The following is a 25,979-nucleotide window of genomic DNA, read 5'->3' as shown; positions in this document are numbered from 1 at the left end:
CGTCCGCCCTCACTGTTCCTGCGGCGTCGGCTTCGGATTGTCGGCCGGCTGGACCTTGTTGTCGATCACCGCCGGGGTGCCGTTCTTCAGTTTCAGCTGGCCGCTGGTGACCACCGTCTGGCCCTCCTTGACTCCGGTGAGCACCGCCACCTGGTCGCCGCGCGTGGGACCGGTGGTGACGAACACCTGGCGCGCCTCCAGCCCGCTCCTGCCGGCGACCGCCGGCGCCAGCACGAACACCGTCGAGCCGTAGGGGTTGTAGGTGATGGCGGTCTGCGGCAGGGTCAGGTATTTTTTGCGGCCGCCCTGGTCCAGGCTGACGTTGGCGAACATGCCGGGCAGCAGCTGGCGCCTGGCGTTCGGCACGGTCGCCTGCACCTGCACGTTGCGCGTGGACGCGTCGACCTTGGGGCTGATCGAGGTCACCTTGGCCGGGAAGGCGACGCCGGGCCAGGCGTCGCTGGCAAGGTTCAGCTTCTGCCCGATCGACAGGCCGGCCAGCTGCTTTTGCGGCACGAAGAAATCGACATAAACGGTATCGATGGTTTGCAGCGTCACCAGCTTGTCGCCGGGATTCAGGTACTGGCCCGGATTGACGGCGGTGATTCCCAGCTTGCCGGCGAACGGCGCGCGGATGGTCTTCTTGTCGACCAGCGCCTTTTGCTGCGCCACCAGCGCCTGGCGGCTCTTCAGGTCGGCCTCGTCGTTGTCGACCTGGGCCCGGCTGATGGCCTGCGCCGCGAACTGCAGCTTGTCGCGCCTGAGCGTGGTGGCCGACAGCTCGGCGGCGGCCTGCAGGGCGCGCAGCTGGGCGAGATCTGCGTCGGCGTTCAGCTCGAACAGCACCTGGCCGGCCTTGACCTCGTCGCCGGACTTGAAGCGCACCTCGCGCACCAGTCCCGCGATCTCGGTGGTCACATCGACCCCGCGCACCGGCGCCAGCGTGCCGACCGAGGTCAGTTGCGGCTGCCATTCGGCGACCTGGGCCTTGATCGCGGTGACCACCTGCGCGCCCGGCTTGGGCGAGGCGGCGATCATCTTCTGGATTTGCAGGTACTTGCCGAGGGCGAGCGCGACGACCAGCAACAGCACGCACCCTACCATGATGAGCATACGCTTGGTCATGACGCCACCTCCCGCGATTGTCGTTATCGTTCCCGGTTCCACCAGCCGCCGCCCAGCGCCTGGAACAGCGCCGCCGTGTCGGCATAACGCGCCGCCTGCGCCTGCACCAGCGCGATGTGCGTCTGCTGGTAGTTGCGCTGCGCGTCGAGCAGCACCAGGTAGCTGATGCCGCCCAGCTGGTACTGCTGCTCGGCCAGCGCCAGCGTCTCCGCCGCCAGCGCCTCCGCCTCCGCCTGCGATTTCAGCGCGGCGGCGTCGGCGTCCAGCGCGCGTAGGCTGTCGGCCACGTTCTGGAACGCCGTCAGCAGCGTGGCGCGGTACTGCGCGGCGGCGGCGTCGTAGGCCGCTTCGGCGGCGCGGCGCCGCGCCTTCAGCGCGCCGCCGTTGTAGATCGGCGCCGTCAGGCCGGCCGCCAGGTTCCATACGCTGCTGTTGGAATCGAACAGGCTGCCGAAGCTGGGACTGGCCACGCCGGAGGCGCCGCTCAGCGTGAACTGCGGATACTGCGCCGCCGTCGCCACGCCGATCAAGGCGCTGGCCTGGTGCAGCAGTGCCTCGCTGGCGCGGATGTCGGGCCGCTGCCGCACCAGCGCCGACGGCAGCGACACCGGCAGCCGCTCCGGCAAGGCCAGCGACTCCAGCGTGAACGCGGGCATGCCGCCCTCGCCCGGCAGCCGTCCGGCCAGCACCGACAGCTGATGCGTGCTTTGCGCCAGCGCCTTCTCCAGCGGCGCGACGGTGGCGGCGATCTGCGCCAGCTGGTTGCGCTGGCTCAGCACCGTGGTACGCGGAATCGCGCCGTATTCAAACTGCTTTTCGATCACGCCCAGCTGCCGCCCGAGCGCGTCCAGCACTTCGCGCGTGGCCTGCAGCTGCGCGCGCAGCGACGCCTGCCGGATCGCGGTGGTCACCACGTTGGCGCTCAAGGCCAGATAGGTCGCCTCGATCTGGTAACGCTGGTACTCGACCACCGCGCGCGCGCCCTCCAGCGCGCGCCGGGTGGCGCCGAATACATCGGGCGTGTAGAACACGCTGACCGAGGCGTTATACAGATTGAACACGCTGGATTCGGCGCCGGGGGCGGAGGCGGCCGCCTTCTGCCGCGCCGCGCCGGCCTGGCCGTTCACCTGCGGATACACCAGGCCGCCGGCCTGCGCGTTATAGTTTTCCTGCGCCTGGCGCAGCGCCGCGTCGGCGGCAGCCATGGTCGGATTCTGCGCCAGCGCGGCGCGAATCAGCTGGTCCAGCGGCGGCGAACGGAACACCGACCACCATTGCGCCGGAATCTCCTCGCCCCAGGCGAAGCGCTGCGCCGCGCCGCCCGTGCCGGGGGCGGCGTCGGTCAGCGGCGGCAGCGGCGTGGGGGTGTATCGGTCGCCCGCGACGGCGGGCGCGGGAGGCGGCTTGAAATCCGGACCGAGCGTGCAGCCCGCCAGCCCGGCGGCGATGACGGCGATAGCGATGGCGGCGGCGCGTCGCCTGAAGTTGCGGTTTATCACCGGCGTACTCCCGATAATCCATGCACAGCAGCGGCCATCCTCGCATTTTTTACGAATGCGGCGCGCCGTGTAGATCAGCGGGAACAGGGACGAAAAAAAAGCTTTGCCGTCGGGGCAAAGCTTTTTTTAGCGGGAAATGATGACGGCTCAGGCGGCTTCGGCGGTGGCCACGACGCCGTAGGCGCGGTTGGCTTCGGTCAGCGAGAAAGCGGAGGGACCATCGACCAGCGACTCGGCCGCGTGGGCGCTGACGCGGTAGGTGATCGGCAATTGATAGCGGCGGCGTTCGTCTTCGCTGATCTTGCCGTCCTTGTTGGTGTCGGCGGCGAATTCTTCCTTGCTGACCTTGCCCAGCAGGCCGTCCTCGCCCACGCCCGGCACGCGCAGCGGCGCCGGCGCGTTCGCATCAGCGCCATCGAGGCCGAAGGTGGCGCGGAAGATCTGGGTTTCAGGACGTTCGGCCAGCTTTTTCAGGCCGTCGTCGAATTGCTTGAGCGCCAGCTTGAGGCCGTCGTCGTTGGATTCCGCCACCGCCTTGACCACGGCGTTGGCGCGATCGGCGTTGCTGACGCTGTTGTCGGTCTGCAGAGGACTCGGGGCGTTGAAGCCCGGCAGGGAGAAATACGTGGCGACCGATGCGTTCAGGTCGCTACTTGTGCTGTCGCTGGAGGAGACGGTTTTTTTCAGTTCGACCGACTTCTCCGCAACGACCGCTGCGGAAAGCGTAGCACCACCAATGTTGTTCACCATACTCATCATCGACTCCTGCAGGAAGATTCCTCACCCCTAAATTCTATCAGTGTTTTGGCAATAGTCACCAAGTAATGCGGCTCTCAGCATTAAAAAATGTCTTTTTCCCACGAAAAACTTTCTTTCAAGAACATTTTTAATTGGCAATTTTAATCGAGTTGAGGTTCCGATAGCATTGTGCCATCATAAATCCGCACTAGCCCGAATGGGAGGGGCGCCGCCGGCGCGCTTCCCCTATGATCGACGCTCTATCGCGGAGGCCCTCCTGATGCGCTACCTACTCGCCCTTCCCTTCATCGGCCTGCTCTGGCTGCCGTTCTACAACCACGAGCTGCCGTCGCTGTTCGGTTTCCCGTTCTTCTATTGGTATCAGTTCGCGTGGGTGCCGCTGACCGCGCTCATCATCTGGCTGGTGTATCAGGATGGTTTGAAAAAGGGAGAAGAATGATGGACGGCCACATCAACTGGACCGCCCTGAGCGTGTTCATCTTCTTCTTCGCGCTGGTGACGGTGATGGGCTTCCTGGCCTCGCGCTGGCAAAGCGGCAAAGCCAACAAGGGCGCCCACCTCGATGAATGGGGACTGGGCGGCCGCAACTTCGGCACCTGGATCACCTGGTTCCTGGTCGGCGGCGATTTCTACACCGCCTACACCGTGATCGCGGTGCCGGCGCTGGTGTACGCGGTCGGCGCCTACGGCTTCTTCGCGCTGCCCTACACCATCCTGGTGTATCCGATCGTGTTCCTGGTGATGCCCAAGCTGTGGCACGCGGCGCAGAAGGCCGGCCACGTGACGGCGGCCGACGTGGTCTACGGCCGCTACTCGTCGCGGCCATTGGAATTCGCCATCGCCATCACCGGCGTGGTCGCCACCATGCCCTATATCGCCTTGCAGCTGGTCGGTATGGAGGTGGTGATCAAGGCGCTCGGCCTGACCGGCGAACTGCCGCTGGCGGCCGCCTTCGTGATCCTGGCGCTGTACACTTACTCCGCCGGCCTGCGCGCGCCGGCGCTGATCGCCTTCGTCAAGGACCTGATGATCTACATCGTGGTGATCGTCGCGGTGGTGCTGGTGCCGATGAAACTGGGCGGCTACGGCGTGGTGTTCGCCAAGGCCGGCGAGGCTTTCGCGGCCAAGGGCGGCAACACCGGCCTGACCCTGAAGGACGCGCAGATACTGCCGTTCGCCACGCTGGCCCTGGGCTCGGCGATGGCCGCCTTCATGTATCCGCACACACTGACCGGCATCTTCGCCGCCAGGAGCGCGGACACCATCCGCAAGAACGCGGTGTTCCTGCCGGCCTACACCATCCTGCTCGGCCTGATCGCGCTGCTGGGCTTCATGGCCTACGCCGCCAACCTGACCGTCAAGAACAACAACGACGTGGTGCCGGCGCTGTTCAACGCGCTGTTCCCGAGCTGGTTCTCCGGCTTCGCCTTCGCCGCGATCGCCATCGGCGCGCTGGTGCCGGCGGCGGTGATGTCGATCGGCGCGGCCAATCTGTTCACCCGCAATTTCTGGAAGCCGTATGTGAATCCGGCGGTGACGCCGGCCGGCGAGGCCAAGGTGGCCAAGCTGGTGTCGCTGGTGGTCAAGATCGGGGCGCTGGTGTTCATCCTGTTCCTGCCGACCAAATTCGCGCTGGACCTGCAATTGCTGGGCGGCGTGTGGATCCTGCAGACCTTCCCGTCGGTGGTGTTCGGCCTGTTCTTCGGCTGGTTCGGTGCGCGCGCGCTGTTGTCCGGCTGGGCGGTCGGCATCGTCGCCGGCAGCTGGCTGGCCTTCAGCGACGGCATCAAGCCGATCCACACGCTGGTGATCGGCGGCGACAGCTACACAGCCTACACCGGCTTGCTGGCGCTGTTGCTGAACATCGCGGTGGCGGTGCTGGTGCAGCTGGTCGCGGCCGGACCGGTGCCGGTGCGGCGCAAGCCGGCCTAGCCGGGGCTAGCCGGAATTAGCCCGCCGCGGCCCTGGCGTGCAGCCAGGCGTCGACCAGCGCGGCTTCCGCCACGAAGCCCGGCAGCAGGCCGGCCAGCGCCAGAATGTCGCCGGTGTTGCCGGCCGCTTCCATCTGCGCGCACCACTCGCCAAGCGCCATCGCGCCGACCGAGCGCGCCGACGATTTCATCTGGTGCGCGTAGCCGGCGACCAGCGCCGGCTTGTCGTCGTTCTGCGCCTCGACCAGCTTGCCGCCCTGGTCGCGCAGGCTGACGCGGAAGGCGGACAGGAATTCGTCGATGACGCCCTGATCGTTGCCGATCAATTGCTCCAGCACCGCCACGTTGACCGCGGCCGGCGGCGGCAGCCATTTTTCCAGCGCCGCCTTCAGCACCGCCAGCTGCAGCGGCTTGCTCAGGTAGTCGTCCATGCCTGCGGCCTGGCAGCGCTCCGCCTCGCCCTTGAGGGTGCTGGCGGTCAGCGCCAGGATCGGCATGCGCTGGTCTTCCGACTGCTCGGCGCGGATCGCGGCGCTCAATTCGTAGCCGTCCATCTCCGGCATGTGCAGATCGCACAGCAGCAAGGCGTAGCCGCCGCCGCGCCAGCGGTCCAGCGCCAGCAAACCGTTGTCCGCTACATCCGCCGCGAAGCCGAGCAGCGACAGCTGCAACAGGATCACGCGCTGGTTGATGACGTTGTCCTCCGCCACCAGGATCAGGCGGCCGTCGCGTGCCGCCTGGCTGCGCGATGGCGGCGGCAGCGGCAGCGCGGCCAGCGGCCGGCCGGCCGTCGCCGGCGCCCGCATCAGCGGCAAGTGCACGATGAACTCGGCGCCATGTCCGAACACACTGCGGCAGGCCAGGCTGCCGCCCATCAGTTCCACCAGCCGGCGCGAAATCACCAGCCCCAGGCCGGTGCCGCCGAAGCGCCGCGTGGTCGACGCGTCGCCCTGGCTGAAGGCGTTGAACAGGCGGTCCTGGGTCGCGTCGTCCATGCCGATGCCGTTGTCGGCCACGCGCAGGTCGAGCGTGATGGTATCGCCCGGCGCCTGGCCCTCCGCCTCGGCCTCGGCGGGGCGCAGCAGCTGCACCGTCACCTCGCCCCGGCGCGCGGCGCCGCCGCTGAATTTGATGGCGTTGCTGATCAGGTTGACCAGCACCTGGCGCAAGCGCGCCTCGTCGCCCAGCAGCGTCGCCGGGATGCCGGGATCGGCCACCAGCGTCAGGCGCACGCCCTGCTCGGTCGCCAGCGGCTCCAGCATGCGGCAGATCTTGCCGACCAATTCCACCAGCGCCAGCGGCGCCGCTTCGATTTCCACCCGCCCCGCCTCGATCTTGGAGAAATCGAGGATGTCCTCGATCACCGCCAGCAGCGAGAACGCCGACTCGCGGATCAACTCCACCATCTCCAGCTGCGACGCGGCCAGGCCGGTCTGCTGCAGCAGCTCGATCATGCCGATCACGCCGTTCATCGGAGTGCGGATCTCGTGGCTCATCACCGCCAGGAAGTCGGACTTGGCGCGGTTGGCGGCGTCGGCGTCGGCGCGCGCCTGCTCCAGATCGACGGTACGCTCGCCGACGCGCTGTTCCAGGCTGGCGTTGAGGCGCAGGATCTCCTCCTTGGCGCCGCGCTCCGCCGTGACGTCGATGTGCATCACCACCGCGCCGCCGGGCTGGCCGGCCAGCAGCGGCGAGACCTGCATCAGGAACCAGCACAGGCCCTGCCGCCCCAGGCAGGCATACTCCATCGAGAAACACGGCGCCGCGCCGTCCAGCACCGAGCGGATGCCGGCCGAGGCGCGGTGCGCCAGCGCCGCGCTTTCGCCCTTGACGCCGGCGCAGATCTCGGCGTAGTTCAAGCCCACCCCGTCGCCGGTCATGCCGAAGGCGTGGTGCTCGCCGAAGCGGCGCCAGGAGGCGTTCAGCGACAGCACCGTCCCTTGGGCGTCGAGCATCGCGATATGCGCCGGCAGCGCATCGAGGATGGCGGCCTGGCGCGTGGCCTCGTCCAGCAGCATCTGGGTGTGGTTGTTCAGGTCGAGCTGCGCCTGGATGCGTTCGCCGATGTCGCGCATCAGGAACACGATGATCCAGCCGTCGCCGTCGGCCACCGCGTGGCGCTGCATCTCGACCTGCAGGCCCGAGCCGTCCTTGCACAGCAGGCTGGCCTCGGTCAGGCCGCGGCCGCCGCCGGCGATCAGCGCGTCGTAGACCCGCGCCAGCGACACCTCCGGAATCGAGCACAGTTGCGATGGTCCGAGCACGAACAGTTCATCGCGGGTGTATCCCAGCAGCGCGCAGGCGGTGGCGTTGGCGTCGATGAAGCGCATGCTGGCGCGGTCGACCAGCATGATGGCGTCGGCCGTGGCGTCGAGCGCGCCGCGAAAACGTTCCAGTTCCTGCAAGCGGTCGCGCCGGCGGTTGGCGATGGTGTTCATAAGCTCCTGCCTGCAAGCAGGCCGTCTATGGTTGCATAAAGGTCGCGGTAGCGCAGCGGCTTGGCGATGTAGGCGTCGCAGCCGGCGGCCTGGCTTTTTTCGCGGTCGGCCTGGCTGGCCATCGCCGTCAGCGCGATCACCGGGATGTCGGCGGTGAACGGGTCGCGCTTGAGCAGCGCGGTCGCCGCCAGGCCGTCCATGTCCGGCAGCTGAACGTCCATCAGGATCAGCTGCGGGTGGCGCTGGCGCGCCAGCGTCAGCCCGGTTTCGGCGTCGGCCGCGCACAGCACCGCGTGCCCGTCGTTGGCCAGCAGCAGCGTGGCCAGCTTCATGTTGGCCGCGTTATCTTCGATCACGAGTATCAACGCCATGGCAGCCACACCGCGAACGTCGCGCCTTCCCCGGCGGCGCTGGCCACGGCGGTGGTGCCGCTGTGCAGTTCCGCCAATTGCTTGACCATCGCCAGTCCCAATCCCGTGCCCTCGAATTTGCGCGCCAGGCTGCTGTCGATCTGCTTGAACGCCTGGAACAGCTTGCCCATGTCGCTGGGCGCGATGCCGATGCCGCTGTCGCTGACGCTCAGTTCCAGGAATTCCTGATAGTCGCTGGGCGCCAGCGGAAACGCCTGCACCGGCCAGTCCGGCTCGCCGGCGCGGCGCGGCAGACGGCCCACGGCGTCGCGCCAGACCCGCCGCGCGCTCAACGTGACGCGGCCGCCCTTGTCGCTGAACTTGACCGCGTTCGACAGCAGGTTGTAGACGATCTGCCGGGTCTTGCGCATGTCCAGCAGCGGCGTGCCGAGGTAGCCGTCGGTCTCCAGCACCACCTCGATGCCGGTGGCGGCGGCCTTGTCGCGCACGATCGACAGGCTGGCCGCCAGCAGCCAGCCCAGGTCGACCGCCTCCAGCTCCAGCGTCATCATGCCCGCCTCCACCTTCGACAGGTCGAGGATGTCGTTGATCAGCGACAGCAGGTGCTGGCCGCTGGTGAAGATGTCGCCGATGTACTCGGCCTGCTGCGCGCTGACCGGGCCGATCATGCCGTCCTTGAGCGCTTCGGAAAAGCCGATGATGGCGTTGAGCGGGGTGCGCAGCTCGTGCGACATGGTGGCCAGGAATTCGGATTTCATGCGGCTGGCGTGCTGCAGCGCAATGTTCTGCCGCTCCAGCATCAGCTCGAACAGATGGCGCTCGCTGGCCCGCTCGGCCTCGGCCAGCTTGCGCATGGTGTTGTCGGTGCCGATCAGCAGATAGCCGATGATGGCGTTGCGGTCGTCGCGCAGCGCGGTCACCGAGACCATCGCCGGGAAGCGGCTGCCGCCCTTGCGGATATAGGTCAGCTCATAGATGTCCTCGATGCCGCGCGAGGCCTTGAACACCAGCGCCTCGAAGCCCGGGGTGATCGGCCGGTCCAGCTCCGCGCTCAATGTGGCGGCGCGCGCCAGCAGTTCGCCGGGATCGGAAATGTCGGCCGGCGTCACCTTGTTGACCACCTCGGACGCTTCGTAGCCCAGCATGCGCTCGGCGCCGACGTTGAAGATCTGGATCACGCCCTTTTCGTCGGTGGCGATGCTGGAGAAGTTGGCGCTGTTGAAAATCGCGTCCTGCAGCGCGCCGGCCTTGAGCAGGGTCTCCTGGCGGCGGAATTCCAGGCTGCCGGGCCAGGCTTCGGAATTCATAGGCATGGCGCCACCTCGCGCCCGGCCGCCGCCGCGACCTTGGCGATCATCTTCTCGCGGTCGAAGGGCTTGACGATGAAATCGGCGGCGCCGCTGCGGAAGCTGTCGCGCACCGTGGCGGCGCCGCTATGCCCGGTGATCATGATCACCGGCACATCGGCGAAGCGCGCATCGGCCTTGATGTGGCGCGTCGCCTGCATGCCGTCCATGCCGGGCATTTCGATGTCCATCAGGATCACGTCGGGGCGCACCAGGCGCAGCGCCGCCATCGCCTCCAGCGCGCTGCCGACGCAGACCAGCCGGTACGGCTCGTCCTTCAGGATGGTGCCGACCAGCTTGAGCACCATCTCGTCGTCGTCCACCACCAACACCACCGGCAGCTCCACCGGCGCGGCCGCCGGCGCCGCCACGGACGCGGTCAGCTCGCGCAAGGCCAGGTGGATCGACATCGGCAGCCGCGCCACGTCGTTGGTCATCGGCCAGAACAGGTTGTAGTCGTCGAACTGGCCGCGCTGGCACAGCTGGTAGGCCTGCTTGACGTCCTCGCGGCGGCACAACAGGATGGCGCGGTGCGGCTGCGCGGCGGCCTGTCCGGGCAGCGGGAACAACGCAAGCCGATAGGCGCTGGCCTGCTCGATGCGATGGAAGGCCAGCACCAGCACCTGCGGCGCGCAACCGGCGAAATCCTGCTGCACCTTGTCCGGATCGGTCGAGATGTGCACCGAAACGAATTCCGCGCCCAGCATCTGCTGGATCAGCGCGGCGTCGGCGTGGTTGTCGCTGGCGATCAGGATCGCGCCGGGCGTGGCGCCCCGCTGCACGTTCACGACAATCGCTCCAGCTCATGGCTGCAGGTGGCCTGCCAGTGCGCGGCCCAGGCCAGCACCGCATCCGCCGGCATCGGCCGGGCGATGAAGTAGCCTTGCGCCAGGTCGCAGCCGATCGCCTGCAGGAAGCGCCAGTCGGCGCTGTCCTCGACACCCTCGGCCACCGCGTCCAGGCCCATCTGCCGCGCCAGGCCGATGCTGGCCGAGCAGATGGCGCGCTTGGTCGGATCCTCGCCGGCGCCGTGCACGAAGCTGCGGTCGATCTTCAATTCATCGAATGGGATGTCGCGCAACTGCACCAGCGACGAGTAGCCGGTGCCGAAATCATCGACCGACAGCCGGAAGCGCCGCAGCCGCAGACGCGCCAGCACTTCCAGCGGCGTGCGCAGATCCTGCATCAGGCGGCTCTCGGTCACCTCCAGGATGATCTTGCGCGGCGCGACTTCGGCGGCGGCGGCCTCGGCAACGATGAAGTCGACGAAGCCCAGCGAATGCAGGTTGTCCATCGAGACGTTGACCGACATCGACAGGTCCAATCCGCCCTCGTGCCAGGTGCGGGCATGCTTCATCGCGCTGCTGAACACCACCCGCGTCAGCTGGTCGATCAGGCCACTCTCCTCGGCCAGCGGGATGAAGTTGTCCGGATAGACGATGCCGTCGCGCGGATGCTGCCAGCGCACCAGCGCCTCGACGCCGACCATGCGGCCGCTGGCGATCGACACCTTGGGCTGGTAGTAGTTCATCAGCTGGCCATCGCGCAGCGCGGCGGCCAGTTCTTCCTTGGTGTAGGGGGCCGGCTGCGACGCGCCGCCGGCGCCCGACGCGGCGGACAGCGACAGGCTGCGCCAGCGCGCATCGCACCATTTATCCAGCAGCTGCGCCAGCTGATCGGGCAGCACCGGCTTGGCCAGGTGGCCCAGCAGGCGCAGGCCGTGGGCCAGCGCCAGTTGCGAGGCCGCCTGCAACATGCGGCTATCCTCGCCGCTGACCAGAATCAGGCTGCCGCGATAATTGTGTTCGACCAGCCTGCGGATAAACTCGATGCCATCCATCTCCGGCATGTTCAGGTCGCAGAGGATCAAGTCCGGCGGCGAATCGCCGTGCACCACGGCCAGGCCGGCCGCGCCGCCTTCAGCCAGCGTGATATTGGCGCAGCCCTGCCGGGCCAGCATGCGCCCCAGCAGTTTGAGCATAAAAGGTTCATCGTCCAGCAACAGGATGTGCAGACCGGGTTGATCGTTCATGGGACGCTCTTCAGGTGGGGACGCCGCGCGAATGAGGGAACGCAGGGCCGCAGTATTGATCGGACTTCAGGGCCAGTACTGGGCGGGGAAGGAGTTGATTCAAGGTACGCCTTTATTGCCCAAATAGGCGCACGATAGGTTTCCTGAGCTCAATAAAAACAATGTTCCGTCACATTTCAGTCACACTGCTCGGGTAAGATGGACGCCGCCCGCATTACGCGGTCCCTTTTCACTCACCGACACGAGCATCTATGACAAAGAATGTACCGGCAAGCCTGCCCGCCCTGCGACTCCTGGCCACCTGTTTAGCCTTGTGCGTGGCCGCCGACTGGGCCCACGCGGCCGCGCCGGCGCCGGCCGCCGCCGTCGCGCCGCCCAAGCTGGTGGTGGTGCTGGTGGTGGACGGCCTGCCGAACGAGCAGGTGCAGCGCTATCGCGACCAGTTCGGCCAGGGCGGCCTGCGCCGCATGCTGGACCAGGGCGCGGCTTTCGGCAACGCGCACCAGGCGCACGGCGTGACCGTCACCGCGATCGGCCACAGCGCCATCCTGACCGGCGCCTACCCTTACGTCCACGGCATCATCGGCAACAACTGGATCGACCCGGTGACGAAAAAATCGGTCTACTGCACCGAGGACACCAACTATACTTATATCGGCGAAGAGACCCAGCCGAGCGACGGCACCTCGCCGGCGCGGCTGAAGGTCAACACGCTGGGCGACGAGCTGCGTTACGCCACCGGCAGCCGCAGCAAGGTGGTCGCCATCTCCGGCAAGGACCGCGGTGCGATCCTGCTGGCGGGTAAAACCGGCACCGCCTATATGTACATGGACAAGACCGGCAACTTCGCCAGCACCACCTACTACATGAAGAACCATCCGGAATGGGTGCAGAAATACCAGGCCGGCAAGCCGCAGGACCGCTACTACGGCAAGACCTGGGCGCCGCTGCTGCCGGAAGCCGCCTACGCCGGCGACGCCAGCGAAGACCTGAATCCGCCGAAACCGGGTTCGCACAACCGCCTGCCGTTCGCCTACTACAGCGAGAGCGGCGAGATCGACGCCGGCTACTACAACCTGCTCAAGACCGGCCCGTATCTGGATCAGCTGACGCTGGACTTCGCGCGCGCCGCCGTCGAAGGCGAGAACCTGGGCCGCAATCCGGCCGGCGTACCGGACCTGCTGGGCGTCAGCCTGTCGGCGCACGACTACGTCAACCACGCCTTCGGCCCGGAAAGCAAGCTGTCGCACGACCACCTGCAGCGCCTGGACCGCATGGTGGCCGATTTCTTCAACTACCTGGACAAGCGCATCGGCATGGACAACGTGCTGGTGGTGCTGACCGCCGATCACGGCTTCCCGAACACGCCCGAATTCGCGCAGACGCAGCACCTGGACGCGCAGCGCCTGGACGGCGCCAAGCTGATGGCGGCGCTGGACAAGCACCTGTCGGACAAATTCGGCGGCAGCAAGCTGCTGCAGGCCTACTCGCTGCCGAACATCCACCTCGACTACGCGCAGATCGACAAGCTGGGCGCCAAGCGCGCGGATGTGGAAAACGCCGCCGCCGCCTTCCTGCTGGCGCAGAACGGCATCGCCGACGCCTACACCCGCACCCAGTTCGAGAGCGGCGCGGTGCAAGGCACGCACATCGCCACCCTGATGCGCCGCGCCTGGAACCGCGAAGCCTCGGGCGACCTGATGGTCATCACCAAGCCGTTCTGGTATTTCGGCAGCGGCAACAGCGGCACCTCGCACGGCTCGCCGTACGCCTACGACACCAACGTGCCGCTGATGATCATGGGTAAACGCTGGATCAAGCCAGGCTACTACGGCCAGTACGCAGAAGTGGTCGACATCGCGCCGACGCTGGCCAACCTGCTGCGCGTGCGTCCTCCGGCCGGCGCCGAAGGCCGCGTGCTGACCGAATCGCTGGTGCAAACACCGCGCTGATCTCCCAAAGGGCCAAAGCGGCGAATCCGGAAATCTACTATAGTGGACCTCTTTTGCCCACTGAAAGTACGACGTGAAGGATAAGACGATGAAGCCTGTTTGGGCACTGCTGGCGCTCGCGGTTGGCGCATTTGGAATCGGCACCACGGAGTTCGCGCCTATGGGCCTGCTGCCGGTGATCGCAGAAGGCGTCAACGTCTCCATCCCCAGCGCCGGGCTGCTGATCAGCGCCTACGCGCTGGGCGTCATGGTCGGCGCACCGATCATGACGCTGCTGCTGTCGCGGCTGCGCGCCAAGCATGCGCTGCTCGCGCTGCTCTCCATTTTCGTGGTCGGTAATTTGCTGTCGGCGATGGCGCCCGGCTACTGGACGCTGCTCGCCTCGCGGCTGGTGACCAGCCTGAATCACGGCGCCTTCTTCGGCATCGGCTCGGTGGTCGCGGCCAACCTGGTCGCGCCGGACAAGCGCGCCAGCGCGGTCGCCACCATGTTCATGGGCCTGACGATCGCCAATATCGGCGGCGTGCCTGCCGCCACCTGGATCGGCCAGCAGATCGGCTGGCGCATGGCCTTCGGCGGCACCGCCGCTCTCGGCCTGCTGGCGATGGCGGCGCTGGTGCTCGCGCTGCCGCGCGGCGAAGCCGGCGCCATGCCAAACATCCGCAAGGAACTGCGCGTTCTGACCCGCCCCGCCGTGCTGATGGCGATGGCCACCACGGTGATGGGCTCCGCTTCGATGTTCACCTTGTATACGTTTATCGCACCGGTGCTGACCACGCTGACCGGCGCCTCGGCGCTGTTCATCACGCTGGCGCTGATGCTGATCGGCGTCGGTTTCACCATCGGCAACGGCATCGGCGGCAAGCTCGCCGACTGGTCGCTGGACGGCGCCACCAAGATCTTCCTCGGTGCGCTGGCTGTCATCATGCTGGCCTTGCCACTGCTGTTCGCCAGCCATGCCGGCGCCTTGATCGGGGTGGTGCTGTGGGGAGCGGCGGCCTTCGCCATCGTGCCGCCGGTGCAGATCCGCGTCATGCACGCGGCGGCGGAAGCGCCGGGATTGGCCTCGTCGGTCAATGTCGGCGCCTTCAATCTGGGCAACGCGCTGGGCGCGGCGGTGGGCAGTGGTGTGATTTCGGCGGGCCTGGGCTACGCCGCGATTCCGGTCGCCGGCGCGGTGCTGGCGGCGGCAGGCCTGCTGATGGTGTTCGCCGGCAGCGCCGCGCAGGATAACGCCGCGCTGCCGGCGACGGATTAATTCAGGCTGTTCAGGTACTGATTCAGGTGGTCGAAGTTCAGCGGCTTGGAGAAGTGGTGCGTGAAGCCCGCGGCGACGGCCTTCTTGGCCGAATCGCTGTCGGCGGAGCCGGACAGCGCGATGATCGGCAGTGCCTGAGCGCCCGGCATGCGGCGGATTGCGCGCACCGCGCCGAAGCCGTCCATCCAGGGCATGCCCAGGTCCATGATGATCGCCTTCGGCATCGCATCGCGCACCCAGTCGCAGGCTTCGTAGCCGTTGTGCGCGGACGCCGTTTCGTAGCCGTGGCATTGCAATAAGGCGGACAGCGATTCCACCACGTCGACGTTATCGTCCACCACCAGTACTTGTTGTGCGCTTGCCATTTTGGATGCCTCGTCTTTATTTAGTCGGTAAGGCACTGTAGCAAGGCGGGTGCGCAGCGTATGTTCGCTAGCGCACCCTGCCCGCCAAGGCGCTCATCAGTGCGTCCGTACCAGCCACCAGCGCCCGCGCCACGGCATCGGGCAGCATCGCGGGCCGGCCGGCAATCCAGGCGTCGACAAGGGCCAGTTGCATCTCGGCGACCTGCCGGGCGACCACTTCGGCGGGCACCAGCGGGGCCGCCAGCGACGAAGCGCGCAGCCGGTCGGCAATCAACTGCGCCAGCGTGGACGCCAGCACAGGCCTGGTCGGCCATCCCAGCAGCACGCGCGCAACCTGCTGGTTTTCGCGGAAGTGCAGCAGCAGATTGAGCAGCGCATCGCCATCCGCCGGCTTGTCCACCAAATCCGCCAGCGTCGCGAACGGGCCTTGAATGCTCGCGCTCAGAAGATCATCCATGGTCCGGTAATGCTCATAGAAGGTGGAGCGGCCCACGTTCGCCATGTCCGCCACCGCCCCTACCGTCAGCGCATCGTAGCCCTGTCCCAGCACCAGCGAACGAAATGCGCTATGCAGGGCGGCGCGGGTCTTGATCTGTCGCCTGTCAGGTGCCGCCGCCATACCTTCCCCTCATGGACAATTGCGCCCTTTTGTCCGCTAACGGACTCCGAACGCCAACATGCCGCCAACTGCGGCCCTGCCACTGATATTAATGTCACTCCCAACAACGTGTAAAGGAACAGTATGAAATTGTTATCGCGCGTAGCCGCATTCGGCATTGTTGGCGTGGTCCTGTTGATCACGCTGGCGTTGTTTCATCATCCCATCGCCACCTCGAATGTCGAGTTGGCGCAGCAGGCCACCAGGGACAATCAGGTACACGGCACCTTGATCTTACTGCTGGCCGTGCTGGCAAGCACCCTTGCGGTATTGAGTGAAGCGCTGAACGAGCGCTCCGGCGCGCTCTATGTCTACCGCCTCGGCTGCGCATTGCTAGGCGTGGCGATGCTGCTGGATGGATTTGTGACGCCGCAGCTTGCGGATGCGGCGACGGCGCTGCGTCCGATCGGCGTGACGATACAGGTATTCAGCAAAGCGGGATTTATCGCGCAGAGCGCAGCCATACTGCTATGGTCATGCACGGCATGGCGGCGCGTGCGCTGGTTTGCTGTCGTGGGCCTCGTGGCAGCTATCGCGCCGGCAGCGTGGATCCTGTTCGGCGACCTGCTGCTTGTGCCGCGCAGCCTGATAGCGATATTCGCCACCCACTCCGCTTGGTATCTGTCGGCGGCGTGGGTGCTGTACCGGTTTAGCCGACCATCAGCTTGACCGACTTCAGGTTGACGCTGTCCGGGCCGGCGTGGATGGTGAAGCTGCCCGGCTCCACCACGCGCACCATCTCGGTGTTGTAGAACCACAGGTCCGATGGCTTGATGTCGAACGACAGCGTGCGCTTCTCGCCCGGTTGCAGCGTGACGCGCTTGAACGCCTTCAGTTCCAGCACCGGCCGCGTTACCGAGCTGACGTCGTCGCGGATGTAGATCTGCACTACTTCGTCGCCCGCTAGCTTGCCGGTGTTGGTCACGTCGACCTCCACCTTGGTCGATTCGCCCACCGCGATGCCGGCTTTGGTCAGGCGCGGCTCGGAGATCGCGAAGCTGGTGTAGCTCAAGCCGAAGCCGAACGGATACAACGGCTTGGTCGAACCGTCGATGTAGCCGCGCCGCGCCGATGGCTTGTGGTTGTAGAACACCGGCAGCTGGCCGACGCTGCGCGCGATCGACACCGGCAGCTTGCCGCCCGGGTTGGCGCGGCCGAACAGCAGGTCCGCCACCGCGTGGCCGGTCTCCTGGCCCATGTACCAGCCTTCCACCAGCGCGTCGGCCTTCTCCGCCAGCAGGTTGACCGACAGCGGCCGCCCGTTCAACAGGAACACCACGGTCGGCTTGCCGAGCGCGAAAATCGCCTTGGCCAGGTCGTTCTGCTGCCCCATCAGGTCCAGGCTTTCGCGGTCGCCCAGATGGTTGTCGGCCCAGGCCTCGCGGCTGGTCTGCTCGTTGTCGCCCAGGACCATGATGATGGTGTCGGCCGACTTGGCCGCTTCGACGGCGGCGGCGATCAGCTTCGCGTTCACTTCCGGCGGCGTGAACTTGATCTCGTCCGCGCCCCAGACGCGGCTCTCGGTGATGCGCACGCCTTCGGAATAGGTCAGCGTAAAGCCCTGCGCCTTGGCCTCCGCCTCCAGCCCCTCGTGGATCGACACCACATGGCGCGGGATGTCCGAATAGCCGCCGATCGGACAATCCTTGGCGTGGGTGCCGAGCAGCAGCACCTTGCCGACCTTCTTGCCGTCCAGCGGCAGCAGGCCCTTGTCGTTCTTCAGCAGCACCGGCGTTCGGGTCGCGGCCAGGCGCGCCAGCGCGACCGCGTCCGGCGCTGCGGTCAGGCGGTCGGCGATCTTCGCGTCCACGTAAGGCTGCTCGAACAGGCCGGCCTGGAACTTCATCTCCAGCACGCGGCGCACCACGACATCGATCTCGCTTTCGGCGATGCGCTTTTCCTTGACCAGTTCCGCCAGCGTCTTGTAGGCCAGGCCGTCCGGAGTCTCGACATCGACGCCGGCTTTGAAGGCGCGGTACGCGGCCTCCTTCGGCGTCGCGGCCAGCTTGTGGCGCGTGACCAGCTCATTGATGCCGAAATAGTCCGATACCGTCAGTCCCTTGAAACCCCACTCCTCGCGCAGCACCTTGTGCAGCAGCCAGTGGTTGGCGTGCGACGGGATGCCGCCGATCTCGTTATACGACGGCATGACGCAGCCGACGTTGGCTTCCTTGATCAGTTTCTCGAACGGCGGGAAGAACTCCTCGCGTAGCGTGCGCTCGCCGACTTCGGCCGGGCCGATGTTGGTGCCGCTTTCCGGCTGACCGTGGCCGGTCATGTGCTTCAACGTGACGAACACCTTGTCCCTGGCCAGCTTCTTGTCGGTGCCGGCGAAGCCGTTCACCGCCGCGCGGCCCATCTCTCCGCACAGGTACGGGTCTTCGCCGTAGGTTTCCTCGATGCGTCCCCAGCGCGGTTCGCGCGCCACGTCCACCACCGGCGCCAGCGCCAGGTTGGCGCCGCGCGCACGCATCTCGCGCGCGGCGACGCTGAAGATCTTCTGCGTCATCTCGGGATCGAACGACGACGCCAGCCCGATCGATTGCGGGAAACAGGTGGCGTCCGGCGCGACGTAGCCGTGCAGCGCCTCTTCGTGCATGAACAGCGGGATGCCGAGGCGGGTCTGCTCGACCGCCCACTTCTGGATCGCGTTGACGTAGGTGGCGGTGTCGAAGGCGTTGCGGTTTTTGGTGGCGCCGGTGTCGCCGGCGCCGGCGGCCTGGCCCAGCTGGCGGTCCGACGGACGCGCGATCATGCCAAGCCCGTGCGGATAGGCTTTCTGCGCCTTCGCCGCCGAAAACGAGCCCTTGGCGTCCTGGATCTCGGTCTTGGCCTGCCAGGTGCACTGCATCTGCATGATCTTCTCTTCCAGCGTCATGCGGCCCAGCAGGTCGTCGACCCGCTTTTCCACCGGCAGCGCGGCGTCCTTGTACGGCGCCTGCGCTGCGGCTGCGATTGCCGGCAGCATGGTGATGCCGGCCAGGCCGGTCATGGAAGTGAGGAACTGCCTACGGTTGTTGGTCATGCAAAGTCTCCTGTAATTTTATTTTATTTTTACCGCTTGCCTGCGCGGGTGCTGACGTCCACCCATACCGCGAGAGTCAGAATGCAACCCTTGACGATCATCTGCCAATAAGTATCCACGTCCAGCATCGACATGCCGTTATCCAGGCTGGCCATGACCAGCGCGCCGATCAGCGCGCCGTGCACGGTGCCGGAGCCGCCGCGCATCGAGGTGCCGCCGATGAAGCAGGCCGCGATCGCATCCAGTTCGCCGGAGGTGCCGGCCGACGGCGAGCCCGCCGCCAGACGCGCCGTGTTGACGATGCCGGCCAGGGCGCACATCAGGCCCATGATGCCGAAGATCCAGAGCTTGATCGACTTGACGTTGATGCCGGACAGTCGCGTGGCCTCCATATTGCTGCCGACCGAGTAGACGCGGCGGCCGAACACCGTCTGCGTGGTCACGTAGCTGAAGATGCCCAACAGCGCCAGCAGCAGCAGCACCGGCAGCGGAATGCCTTCGTAGGAGTTGAAGGTGGTGACGAAAGCCGCCAGCACCGCGCCCAGCGCGGCGATCTTGGCGCCGTCGCGCCACAGCGGCGCCACTTCCAGGCCGTAGGCCGCGCGGCTGCGGCGCTGCTGCCAGACCAGGTACACGCCGACCGCGAACAGCACCACGCCCAGTCCCGCGCCCAGTTGCGGCGACAAATAGGCCTGGCCGATGTATACCAGGTCGTCGGACACCGGCGCCACCGTGGTGCCGCCGGTCACGCCGAGCACGATGCCGCGATACGCCAGCATGCCGCCCAGGCCGACGATGAACGACGGGATGCTCAGGTAGGCCGTCAGGTAGCCGTTGAACAGGCCGATGACCAGGCCCACCGCCAGCACCACGGCGATGGTCGCGGGCAGCGGCAGGTGGTGCGTCACGTCCAGCACCGCCGCGATGCCGCCCAACAGGCCAAGCAGCGAACCGACCGAGAGGTCGATCTCGCCGGCGATGATCACCAGCGACATGCCGCAGGCGACGATGCCGGTGATGGCCATCTGGCGCATCAGGTTGGACAGGTTACGCGGCGTCATGAAGCCACCGTCCGTGTGGTAGCTGAAGAAGCCCCATATCAAGGCCACCGCGATCAGCAGCGCCAGCATCTTATATTGGGTGAACAGTTGTTTGATGTTGTTACTTTTCATAGATGATCCAGATTAGATTCAATGCGCATCCAGCGCGGCGGCCAGCACGGTTTCCTGGCTCAGGTTGTCGTTGACGAAATCGCCGCGCAGCTTGCCCTCGCCGATCACCAGCACGCGGTCCGAGATGCCCAGCACCTCCGCCAGTTCCGACGACACCATGATGATGGACATGCCCTCCCTGGCCAGGTCGAACATCAGCTGGTAGATCTCGAACTTGGCGCCGACGTCGACGCCGCGCGTCGGCTCGTCCAGGATCAGGATCTTCGGCCTGGTCATCAACATCTTCGACAGCACCGCCTTCTGCTGGTTGCCGCCGGAGAGGCTGGTGATCGGCAAGAAGGGACTGGCGGTCTTCAGCTTCACGCTCTTGATCTCGCGCCGGATCGCCGCCAGTTCGGCCTGCTGGTCGATGCGGGTGGCGCGCGCGAAGTCGTTCAGCACCGTCAGCGTCATGTTGTGTCCGACACCGAGGTCCGGCACGATGCCGTGATGCTTACGGTCCTCCGGCACCATCGCCAGGCCGGCGCGGATCGCCTTCAGCGGCGTGCTGGTGTCGAGCTTTTGGCCGTTGAGCCAGACCTCGGCCTCGCTCGGGCCGGGATAGGCGCCGAAGATGGCCGACACCAGTTCGGTGCGCCCCGCCCCCACCAGGCCCGCGATGCCGAGGATCTCGCCCTGGCGCAGCGTAAACGAGATGTTGTCGACGCGCTTGCGTTCCGGGTTGTCGGCGTCGTAGCAGCTGATGTTGCGCGCTTCGAAGATCACCTCGCCCGGCGTGTGGGTGCGCTCGGGATAAAGCTGGTTCATCTCGCGGCCCACCATCTGCGCGATGATGCGGTCGATGTTCATCTCCGTCATCGGCGTGGTGGCGATGTGCTGGCCGTCGCGGATCACCACGATGGTGTCGCAGATGTCCGCCACCTCGTCCAGCTTGTGCGAGATGTAGACGCAGGTGACGCCCTTGGCTTTCAGCGAATGGATGATATTCAGCAGCACCTTGATCTCGGACGCCGTCAGCGACGACGACGGCTCGTCGAGGATCAGCAGGCGCGCGTTCTTGTTCAGCGCCTTGGCGATCTCGATCAGCTGCTGGTGGCCGCCGCCGTACTGCTTCACCGGCAGCACCACGTTGACGTCGTTGATATCGAGTTCCTTGAGCAGCTCTTCGGCGCGGCGGTTCATGGCCGCGTAGTCCATGCGGCCGCCGGGCAGCGTGATCTCGTTGCCGAGGAAGATATTCTCCGCCACCGACAGCTCCGGCACCAGCATCAGCTCCTGATGGATGATGACGATGCCGGCGGCCTCGGTTTCGCGGATCGACTGCGCCTGCAAGGGTTTGCCGTCCCACAGGATCTCGCCGTCCCAGGTGCCGTGCGGGTAGACGGCCGACAGCACCTTCATCAGGGTCGACTTGCCGGCGCCGTTCTCGCCGCACAGGCCGGCGCACTCGCCAGCCTTGAGCTTGATGTCGATGCCGTTCAACGCGCGCACACCGCCAAATTCCTTGACGATGTTTTTCATTTCAAGCAGATATTCGGCCATGCGGTTTCCTTAATTCGCGGACAACTGGGCCTTGGTGTAGAAGCCGTCGTCGGTCAGCACATTGACGTTGGCCTTGGTCAGCGCAATCGGCGCCAACAACAGCGTGTTTACGCTTTTCATGCCGTTCGGGTAGGTCGAGTTGTAGGCCGGCGCCTGGTTGCGCACCAGCTGCACCGACAGGCGCGCCGCTTCGGTCGCGATCAATTTCAGCGGCTTGTACACCGTCATCGCCTGGGTGCCGGCGATGACGCGCTTGACCGCCGCCAGATCGGCGTCCTGGCCGGACACCGGCACCTTGCCGCTCAGCTTTTGCGCCGCCAGCGCCTGGATCGCGCCGCCGGCGGTGGCGTCGTTGGATGCGACCACGGCGTCGATCTTGTTGCCGTTGGCGGTCAGCGCGTTCTCCACGATGGACAGCGCTTCGGACGCGCTCCAGTCCTTGGTCCACTGCCTGCCGACCACCTTGATGTCGCCCTTGTCGATCAGCGGTTGCAGCACCTTCAGCTGGCCCTCGCGCAGCACCTTGGCGTTGTTGTCGGTCGGCGCGCCGCCCAGCAGGTAGTAGTTGCCCTTCGGTTTCAACGCCACCAGGCTGGAAGCCTGCAGCTCGCCGACCTTGGCGTTGTCGAACGAGATGTAGGCGTCGATGTCGGCGTTGAGGATCAGGCGGTCGTAGGAGACCACCTTGATCTTGGCCTTCTTCGCCTCCTTGACCGCGTTGTTCAGCACCGTGGCGTTGTAGGGAACGATCACCAGCACGTCGACGCCGCGCGAGATCAGGTTTTCGATCTGCGAGATCTGGCGCTGCTCGCTGGCGTCGGCCGACTGCACGTAGACCTTGGCGCCCAGCTTCTCCGCCTCGGCGGTGAAGTAGTCGCGGTCGCGCACCCAGCGCTCAAGGCGCAGGTCGTCGATGGAAAAGCCGATCTTCGGGTTCTTGGCGTCGGCCTGGGCGGCGCCGCCGCCCAGTGCCAGCATGGCGCCCAGGACGGCGGCGGCGATGGTCTTGTTCATTGTCTTTGTCTCCGTTGATTTATAGTTTTAGGATCCGGTGTCAGTGGTTGTGCCGTGCGAGCGTGTGCCCTACTCCCCGGTACTCGACCGCCAGCTCCATGCAGGCGCCGGTCTCCATCTGGCCGACGGTGGAGCGGTACAGCTCCTGCCACGGCGTCTGGCTCGCGGGGTAAGCCGGAATGCCTTCCGCCTTGCGCGCCGCCAGTTCCTCGTCGCCGACCAGCATGTCGCAGCTGCCCGCGTTCAGGTCGACGCGGATGATGTCGCCGGTGCGGATGTAGGCCAGCCCGCCGCCGACCGCGCTCTCCGGCGAGGCGTTCAGGATCGACGGGCTGTCCGAGGTGCCGGACTGGCGGCCGTCGCCCAGCGTCGGCAGATTGGTGATGCCGCGCTTGATCAGCGCATCCGGCGGTTGCATGTTGACCACCTCGGCGGAACCGGGCCAGCCGACCGGGCCGGCGCCGCGTATCACCAGGATGCTGTCCTCGTCGATGTTCAGCGACGGATCGTTGATGCGGTCATGGTAGTCGCCCGAACCTTCAAACACGACGGCGCGGCATTCGAAGATGTTCTCGGCGCCCGGCTTGCTCAGGTAGCGCGCGCGGAAGGCCGGCGAGATCACGCTGGTCTTCATGATGGCGAAGTCGAACAGGTTGCCCTTCAGGACGAAGAAACCGGCGTCCTCCTTCAACGGCGCGGCGTACGGGTAGATCACTTCGCGGTCGTTGGTTTCTTTGCCCTTCAGGTTGTCGGCCATGCTGGCGCCGGTGACGGTCATGCGGTTCGAACGCAGCTTGCCCTGCTGTTCCAGCTCCCACATGATGGCCGGCACGCCGCCGGCGCGGTGGAAGCGCTCGCCGAGGAATTTCCCGGACGGCTGCATGTTCAGCAGCAGCGGCACCTTGTGGCCGTATTCCATCCAGTCGCTGGAGTGCAGTTCGACGCCGGCGTGGCGCGCCATCGCCACGATGTGCTGCTGGGCGTTGGTGGAACCGCCGATGGCGGCGTTGACCACGATCGCGTCGAGGAAGGCTTCGCGCGTCAGCACCGCCGATGGGCGCAGGTCCTGGTGCGCCATCTCGACGATGCGCTTGCCGGTTTCATAGGCCATCTGGCCGCGCTCGCGGTACGGCGCCGGAATCGCCGAACAGCCGGTCAGCGACATGCCCAGCGCTTCGGCGATGGCGTTCATGGTCGATGCGGTGCCCATGGTGTTGCAGTGGCCCGCCGACGGCGCCGAGGCGGCGGCGATCTGCAGGAACTTCTCTTCGTTGATGGCGCCGGCGGCCAGCTGGCGCCGGCCCTTCCAGATCGCGGCGCCGGAGCCGACCAGTTCTCCGTCCAGCCAACCGTCCAGCATCGGACCGCCGGACAGCACGATGGCCGGGATGTCGACCGTGGCGGCGGCCATCAGCTGCGACGGCGTGGTCTTGTCGCAGCCGGTGGTCAGCACCACCGCGTCGATCGGATAGCCGTGCAGGATCTCGACCAGGCCCATATACGCCAGGTTGCGGTCGATGGCGGCGGTCGGGCGGCGGCAGTTCTCGAAGATCGGATGCAGCGGGAATTCCATCGCGATGCCGCCGGCGTCGCGGATGCCGTCGCGCACGCGCTTGGCCAGCTCCAGATGGATGCGGTTGCACGGGCTGATGTCGCTGCCCGATTGGGCGATGCCGATGATCGGGCGGCCGGAACGCAGTTCGTCCGGGGTGATACCGTAGTTCATGAAGCGCTCGAGATACAGCGCGGTCATGTCGATGTGGTCTGGGTTATCGAACCAGTCCTGCGAGCGGAAGCGGCGCGGTTGGGTGGTCATTTTGCCTGTCCTGGTGAGTAGTGATGTTGCAGTTGTCCCGGCGACGCCACGCGGAAGCTGAACAAGCCTCCCGCCAGCGGCTGCCGGCTCAGTTCTTCGACGTTCAGGCCCTTGCGGGCGGTGGTGACGAACACGGTGCGCAGGTCGGCGCCGCCGAATGCGACCTTGGTGATATTCGAACACGGCATCTGGATCGAGTCCAGCAATTCCCCCGAAGCGGCGTAGCGGTCGATGCGCGCGCCGCCGAACATGGCGACCCACAGCGCGCCGTCGGCGTCGACCGCCGTGCCGTCCGGGTAGCCATCGCCCTCGGTGCGGATGAAGACGCGCTTGTTGGATAGCCCGCCCTGCTCGTCGAGATCATAGGCGTACAGCGTCTTTTCCAGCGTGTCGGTATGGTAGAAGGTGCGGCCGTCGGGACTGACGCACGGACCGTTGGTGATCACGTAGCCGCTGTCCTGGTTCTGCAGAACGCCGTCCTCGGACAGGCGGTACAGCGAGCCGCTGTGCGCCGCTTCCGCGTTGTCCATCGATCCGAACCACAGGCAGCCGTGGCGGTCGACGTAGCCGTCGTTCATGCGGTTGCCCGGCAGGTCCGCTTCCAGCTCCTGCAACGTGGTCAGCGCGCCGGTCTCGAACGAGAAGCGCGCCAGGCGGCCCGGCAGGCCGCAGACGAAATCGCCGCCACGGATCGGCAGCGCGAAGCCCACTTCGTCCGGCAGCGTCCAGCTCTGGCGCCGGCTGCCGTCTTCGGCGCAGCGGTGGACCGCGTGCTGCTTGATGTCGACGAAGTACAGCGCCTTGTCCTCGGCATGCCATACGGGGCCTTCACCCAGGGTCGCGCCCAGCGACCAGATGCACTCAGGCTGATACAAGTTCATGCTCCATACCATCCGGCGTCTACGAAGTAATCGCGGCCCGAGCAGCGGCCCGCATTGTCAGAGGCCAGGAACAGCGCCATCGCGGCGATGTCCTCCGGTTCCACGCGCTGCGGCAGGCACTGCGCGTTGAGGATGTCCTGCTCACCCTGCGGCGTGTGCCATAGCGCCATCTGGCGCGGCGTGCGCACCGAGCCCGGGATCACGCAATTGACGCGGATGCCGTCGCCGCCCAGGTCGCGCGCCAGGCCGCGCGTCATGCCTTCGATGGCCGCCTTGGCGGTCATGTACAAGGTCAGGTTGCCCAGCGCGAGGTGCCACGAGATCGAACCGAAGTTCAGGATCACGCCGCCGCCGGCCGCCTTCATGCCCGGCGCCACCGCCTGCGCGCAGAAGAACTGGTGGCGCAGGTTGACCGCCAGGCTGTTGTCCCAATACTCGGGCGTGACGTCCTGGATCACATGTCGGTTGTCGTTGGCGGCGTTGTTGATCATCACCTCCACCGCGCCGTGATCACGTTCGATCTCGGCGAACACCTGGGCCAGCGCGTCCAGGTCGGTCAGGTCGCAGGGGTAGAACAGCGGCGGATACCTGGCGTCCTTCAGGCTGTCGGCCAGTTCGCGCGAGGCGTCTAGCGCGATATCGATGAAGTACACCTGCGCGCCCTGTTTGACGAACGCGTCGACGATCGCGGCGCCGATGCCGGTGCCGCCGCCGGTGATCAGCACACGCTTCTCAGCCAGGCTGGGATAGGTGGCGTAGACCATTTTTTGCCCCATCTTGTCACTCTCCATTTGA

Annotated in this window: 22 protein-coding genes; 5 read left to right on the top strand and 17 right to left on the bottom strand. The window is 66.3% G+C overall.

Annotated elements, in window-relative coordinates; genetic code table 11:
• Positions 1–9: 9 nt before the first annotated feature.
• The 3 genes from GW587_RS18985 to GW587_RS18975 all read right to left on the bottom strand — a co-directional run bounded on the left by GW587_RS18985 (position 10) and on the right by GW587_RS18975 (position 3,383).
• Entirely contained in the window at positions 10–1,125 is a 1,116-nt protein-coding gene (locus GW587_RS18985) for an efflux RND transporter periplasmic adaptor subunit (protein WP_166106062.1), read from the bottom strand.
• 23 nt (positions 1,126–1,148) lie between these two features.
• Positions 1,149–2,624 (bottom strand): efflux transporter outer membrane subunit, encoded by a 1,476-nt coding sequence (locus GW587_RS18980; protein WP_371875619.1) that lies wholly within the window; start codon positions 2,622–2,624, stop codon positions 1,149–1,151.
• A gap of 147 nt (positions 2,625–2,771) precedes the next feature.
• Positions 2,772–3,383 (bottom strand): hypothetical protein, encoded by a 612-nt coding sequence (locus GW587_RS18975; RefSeq protein ID WP_229259538.1) that lies wholly within the window; start codon positions 3,381–3,383, stop codon positions 2,772–2,774.
• 259 nt (positions 3,384–3,642) lie between these two features.
• Between GW587_RS18975 and GW587_RS18970 the strand changes: the two genes are divergently transcribed.
• Together GW587_RS18970 and mctP are read left to right on the top strand one after the other, a co-directional pair.
• The gene (locus GW587_RS18970) at positions 3,643–3,822 is read left to right on the top strand and encodes a DUF3311 domain-containing protein (protein WP_166106060.1); all 180 of its coding nucleotides are present in this window, start codon (positions 3,643–3,645) and stop codon (positions 3,820–3,822) included.
• Positions 3,819–5,315: a monocarboxylate uptake permease MctP gene (gene mctP / locus GW587_RS18965; protein WP_371875618.1), complete on the top strand. Its 1,497-nt coding sequence runs from the start codon at positions 3,819–3,821 to the stop codon at positions 5,313–5,315. The genes GW587_RS18970 and mctP overlap by 4 nt, the downstream gene beginning before the upstream one ends.
• 16 nt (positions 5,316–5,331) lie before the next feature.
• On the opposite strand, the gene GW587_RS18960 is transcribed toward mctP, so the two are convergent.
• Genes GW587_RS18960 through GW587_RS18940 form a run of 5 tightly spaced genes read right to left on the bottom strand, consistent with a single transcriptional unit; the run spans position 5,332 to position 11,501 of the window.
• Positions 5,332–7,752: a PAS domain-containing hybrid sensor histidine kinase/response regulator gene (locus tag GW587_RS18960; protein ID WP_166106058.1), complete on the bottom strand. Its 2,421-nt coding sequence runs from the start codon at positions 7,750–7,752 to the stop codon at positions 5,332–5,334.
• Positions 7,749–8,123 carry a response regulator gene (locus GW587_RS18955; protein ID WP_166106056.1) on the bottom strand — a complete coding sequence of 125 codons (375 nt, stop codon included), beginning with the start codon at positions 8,121–8,123 and terminating at the stop codon, positions 7,749–7,751. Before GW587_RS18955 ends, GW587_RS18960 begins: the two co-directional genes overlap by 4 nt.
• Positions 8,114–9,436 carry a PAS domain-containing sensor histidine kinase gene (locus GW587_RS18950; protein WP_166106054.1) on the bottom strand — a complete coding sequence of 441 codons (1,323 nt, stop codon included), beginning with the start codon at positions 9,434–9,436 and terminating at the stop codon, positions 8,114–8,116. The genes GW587_RS18955 and GW587_RS18950 overlap by 10 nt, the downstream gene beginning before the upstream one ends.
• Positions 9,427–10,257 (bottom strand): response regulator, encoded by an 831-nt coding sequence (locus tag GW587_RS31880; protein ID WP_166106052.1) that lies wholly within the window; start codon positions 10,255–10,257, stop codon positions 9,427–9,429. The genes GW587_RS18950 and GW587_RS31880 overlap by 10 nt, the downstream gene beginning before the upstream one ends.
• Positions 10,254–11,501 (bottom strand): EAL domain-containing response regulator, encoded by a 1,248-nt coding sequence (locus tag GW587_RS18940; protein ID WP_166106050.1) that lies wholly within the window; start codon positions 11,499–11,501, stop codon positions 10,254–10,256. The genes GW587_RS31880 and GW587_RS18940 overlap by 4 nt, the downstream gene beginning before the upstream one ends.
• Positions 11,502–11,752: 251 nt before the next feature.
• On the opposite strand from GW587_RS18940, the gene GW587_RS18935 reads away from it, so the two are divergent.
• Both GW587_RS18935 and GW587_RS18930 read left to right on the top strand, forming a co-directional pair.
• Positions 11,753–13,453, top strand: coding sequence for an alkaline phosphatase family protein (locus GW587_RS18935; RefSeq protein WP_166106048.1), 1,701 nt, complete (start codon positions 11,753–11,755; stop codon positions 13,451–13,453).
• Between the two features lie 88 nt (positions 13,454–13,541).
• Entirely contained in the window at positions 13,542–14,711 is a 1,170-nt protein-coding gene (locus GW587_RS18930; protein WP_166106046.1) for an MFS transporter, read from the top strand.
• Here GW587_RS18930 and GW587_RS18925 read toward each other — a convergent pair.
• Together GW587_RS18925 and GW587_RS18920 are read right to left on the bottom strand one after the other, a co-directional pair.
• Positions 14,708–15,076, bottom strand: a complete 369-nt coding sequence (locus GW587_RS18925) for a response regulator (RefSeq protein WP_166106045.1) — start codon at positions 15,074–15,076, stop codon at positions 14,708–14,710. The genes GW587_RS18930 and GW587_RS18925 overlap by 4 nt on opposite strands.
• A 67-nt stretch (positions 15,077–15,143) precedes the next feature.
• A complete protein-coding gene (locus GW587_RS18920) occupies positions 15,144–15,695 on the bottom strand; it encodes a TetR/AcrR family transcriptional regulator (protein WP_166106043.1) in 552 nt (183 codons plus the stop codon).
• 123 nt (positions 15,696–15,818) lie between these two features.
• On the opposite strand from GW587_RS18920, the gene GW587_RS18915 reads away from it, so the two are divergent.
• Positions 15,819–16,403 carry a hypothetical protein gene (locus GW587_RS18915; protein ID WP_166106042.1) on the top strand — a complete coding sequence of 195 codons (585 nt, stop codon included), beginning with the start codon at positions 15,819–15,821 and terminating at the stop codon, positions 16,401–16,403.
• Here the strand turns inward: GW587_RS18915 and GW587_RS18910 are convergent.
• Genes GW587_RS18910 through xylB form a run of 7 tightly spaced genes read right to left on the bottom strand, consistent with a single transcriptional unit; the run spans position 16,384 to position 25,948 of the window.
• Complete coding sequence (locus GW587_RS18910; RefSeq protein WP_166106040.1) at positions 16,384–18,759, bottom strand: glycoside hydrolase family 3 N-terminal domain-containing protein; 2,376 nt, start codon at positions 18,757–18,759, stop codon at positions 16,384–16,386. The genes GW587_RS18915 and GW587_RS18910 overlap by 20 nt on opposite strands.
• 29 nt (positions 18,760–18,788) lie before the next feature.
• Entirely contained in the window at positions 18,789–19,931 is a 1,143-nt protein-coding gene (locus GW587_RS18905; RefSeq protein WP_166106038.1) for a sugar ABC transporter permease, read from the bottom strand.
• Between the two features lie 18 nt (positions 19,932–19,949).
• On the bottom strand, positions 19,950–21,473 hold the full coding sequence (gene xylG / locus GW587_RS18900; protein ID WP_166106036.1) for a D-xylose ABC transporter ATP-binding protein: 1,524 nt from the start codon (positions 21,471–21,473) through the stop codon (positions 19,950–19,952).
• Positions 21,474–21,482: 9 nt separating this feature from the next.
• A complete protein-coding gene (gene xylF / locus GW587_RS18895; protein WP_166106034.1) occupies positions 21,483–22,487 on the bottom strand; it encodes a D-xylose ABC transporter substrate-binding protein in 1,005 nt (334 codons plus the stop codon).
• Positions 22,488–22,527: 40 nt separating this feature from the next.
• A complete protein-coding gene (locus GW587_RS18890; RefSeq protein WP_166106033.1) occupies positions 22,528–24,303 on the bottom strand; it encodes an IlvD/Edd family dehydratase in 1,776 nt (591 codons plus the stop codon).
• On the bottom strand, positions 24,300–25,184 hold the full coding sequence (locus GW587_RS18885; protein ID WP_166106031.1) for an SMP-30/gluconolactonase/LRE family protein: 885 nt from the start codon (positions 25,182–25,184) through the stop codon (positions 24,300–24,302). The genes GW587_RS18890 and GW587_RS18885 overlap by 4 nt, the downstream gene beginning before the upstream one ends.
• Positions 25,181–25,948: a D-xylose 1-dehydrogenase gene (xylB, locus tag GW587_RS18880; RefSeq protein ID WP_166106233.1), complete on the bottom strand. Its 768-nt coding sequence runs from the start codon at positions 25,946–25,948 to the stop codon at positions 25,181–25,183. The genes GW587_RS18885 and xylB overlap by 4 nt, the downstream gene beginning before the upstream one ends.
• Between the last annotated feature and the right edge of the window lie 31 nt (positions 25,949–25,979).

Origin of the sequence: Duganella aceris (assembly GCF_011090165.1) — a bacterium.
Lineage (GTDB): Bacteria > Pseudomonadota > Gammaproteobacteria > Burkholderiales > Burkholderiaceae_D > Rugamonas > Rugamonas aceris.
Note: the sequence above shows the minus strand (reverse complement) of the source record. Positions and strands in the feature narration are given on the sequence as shown.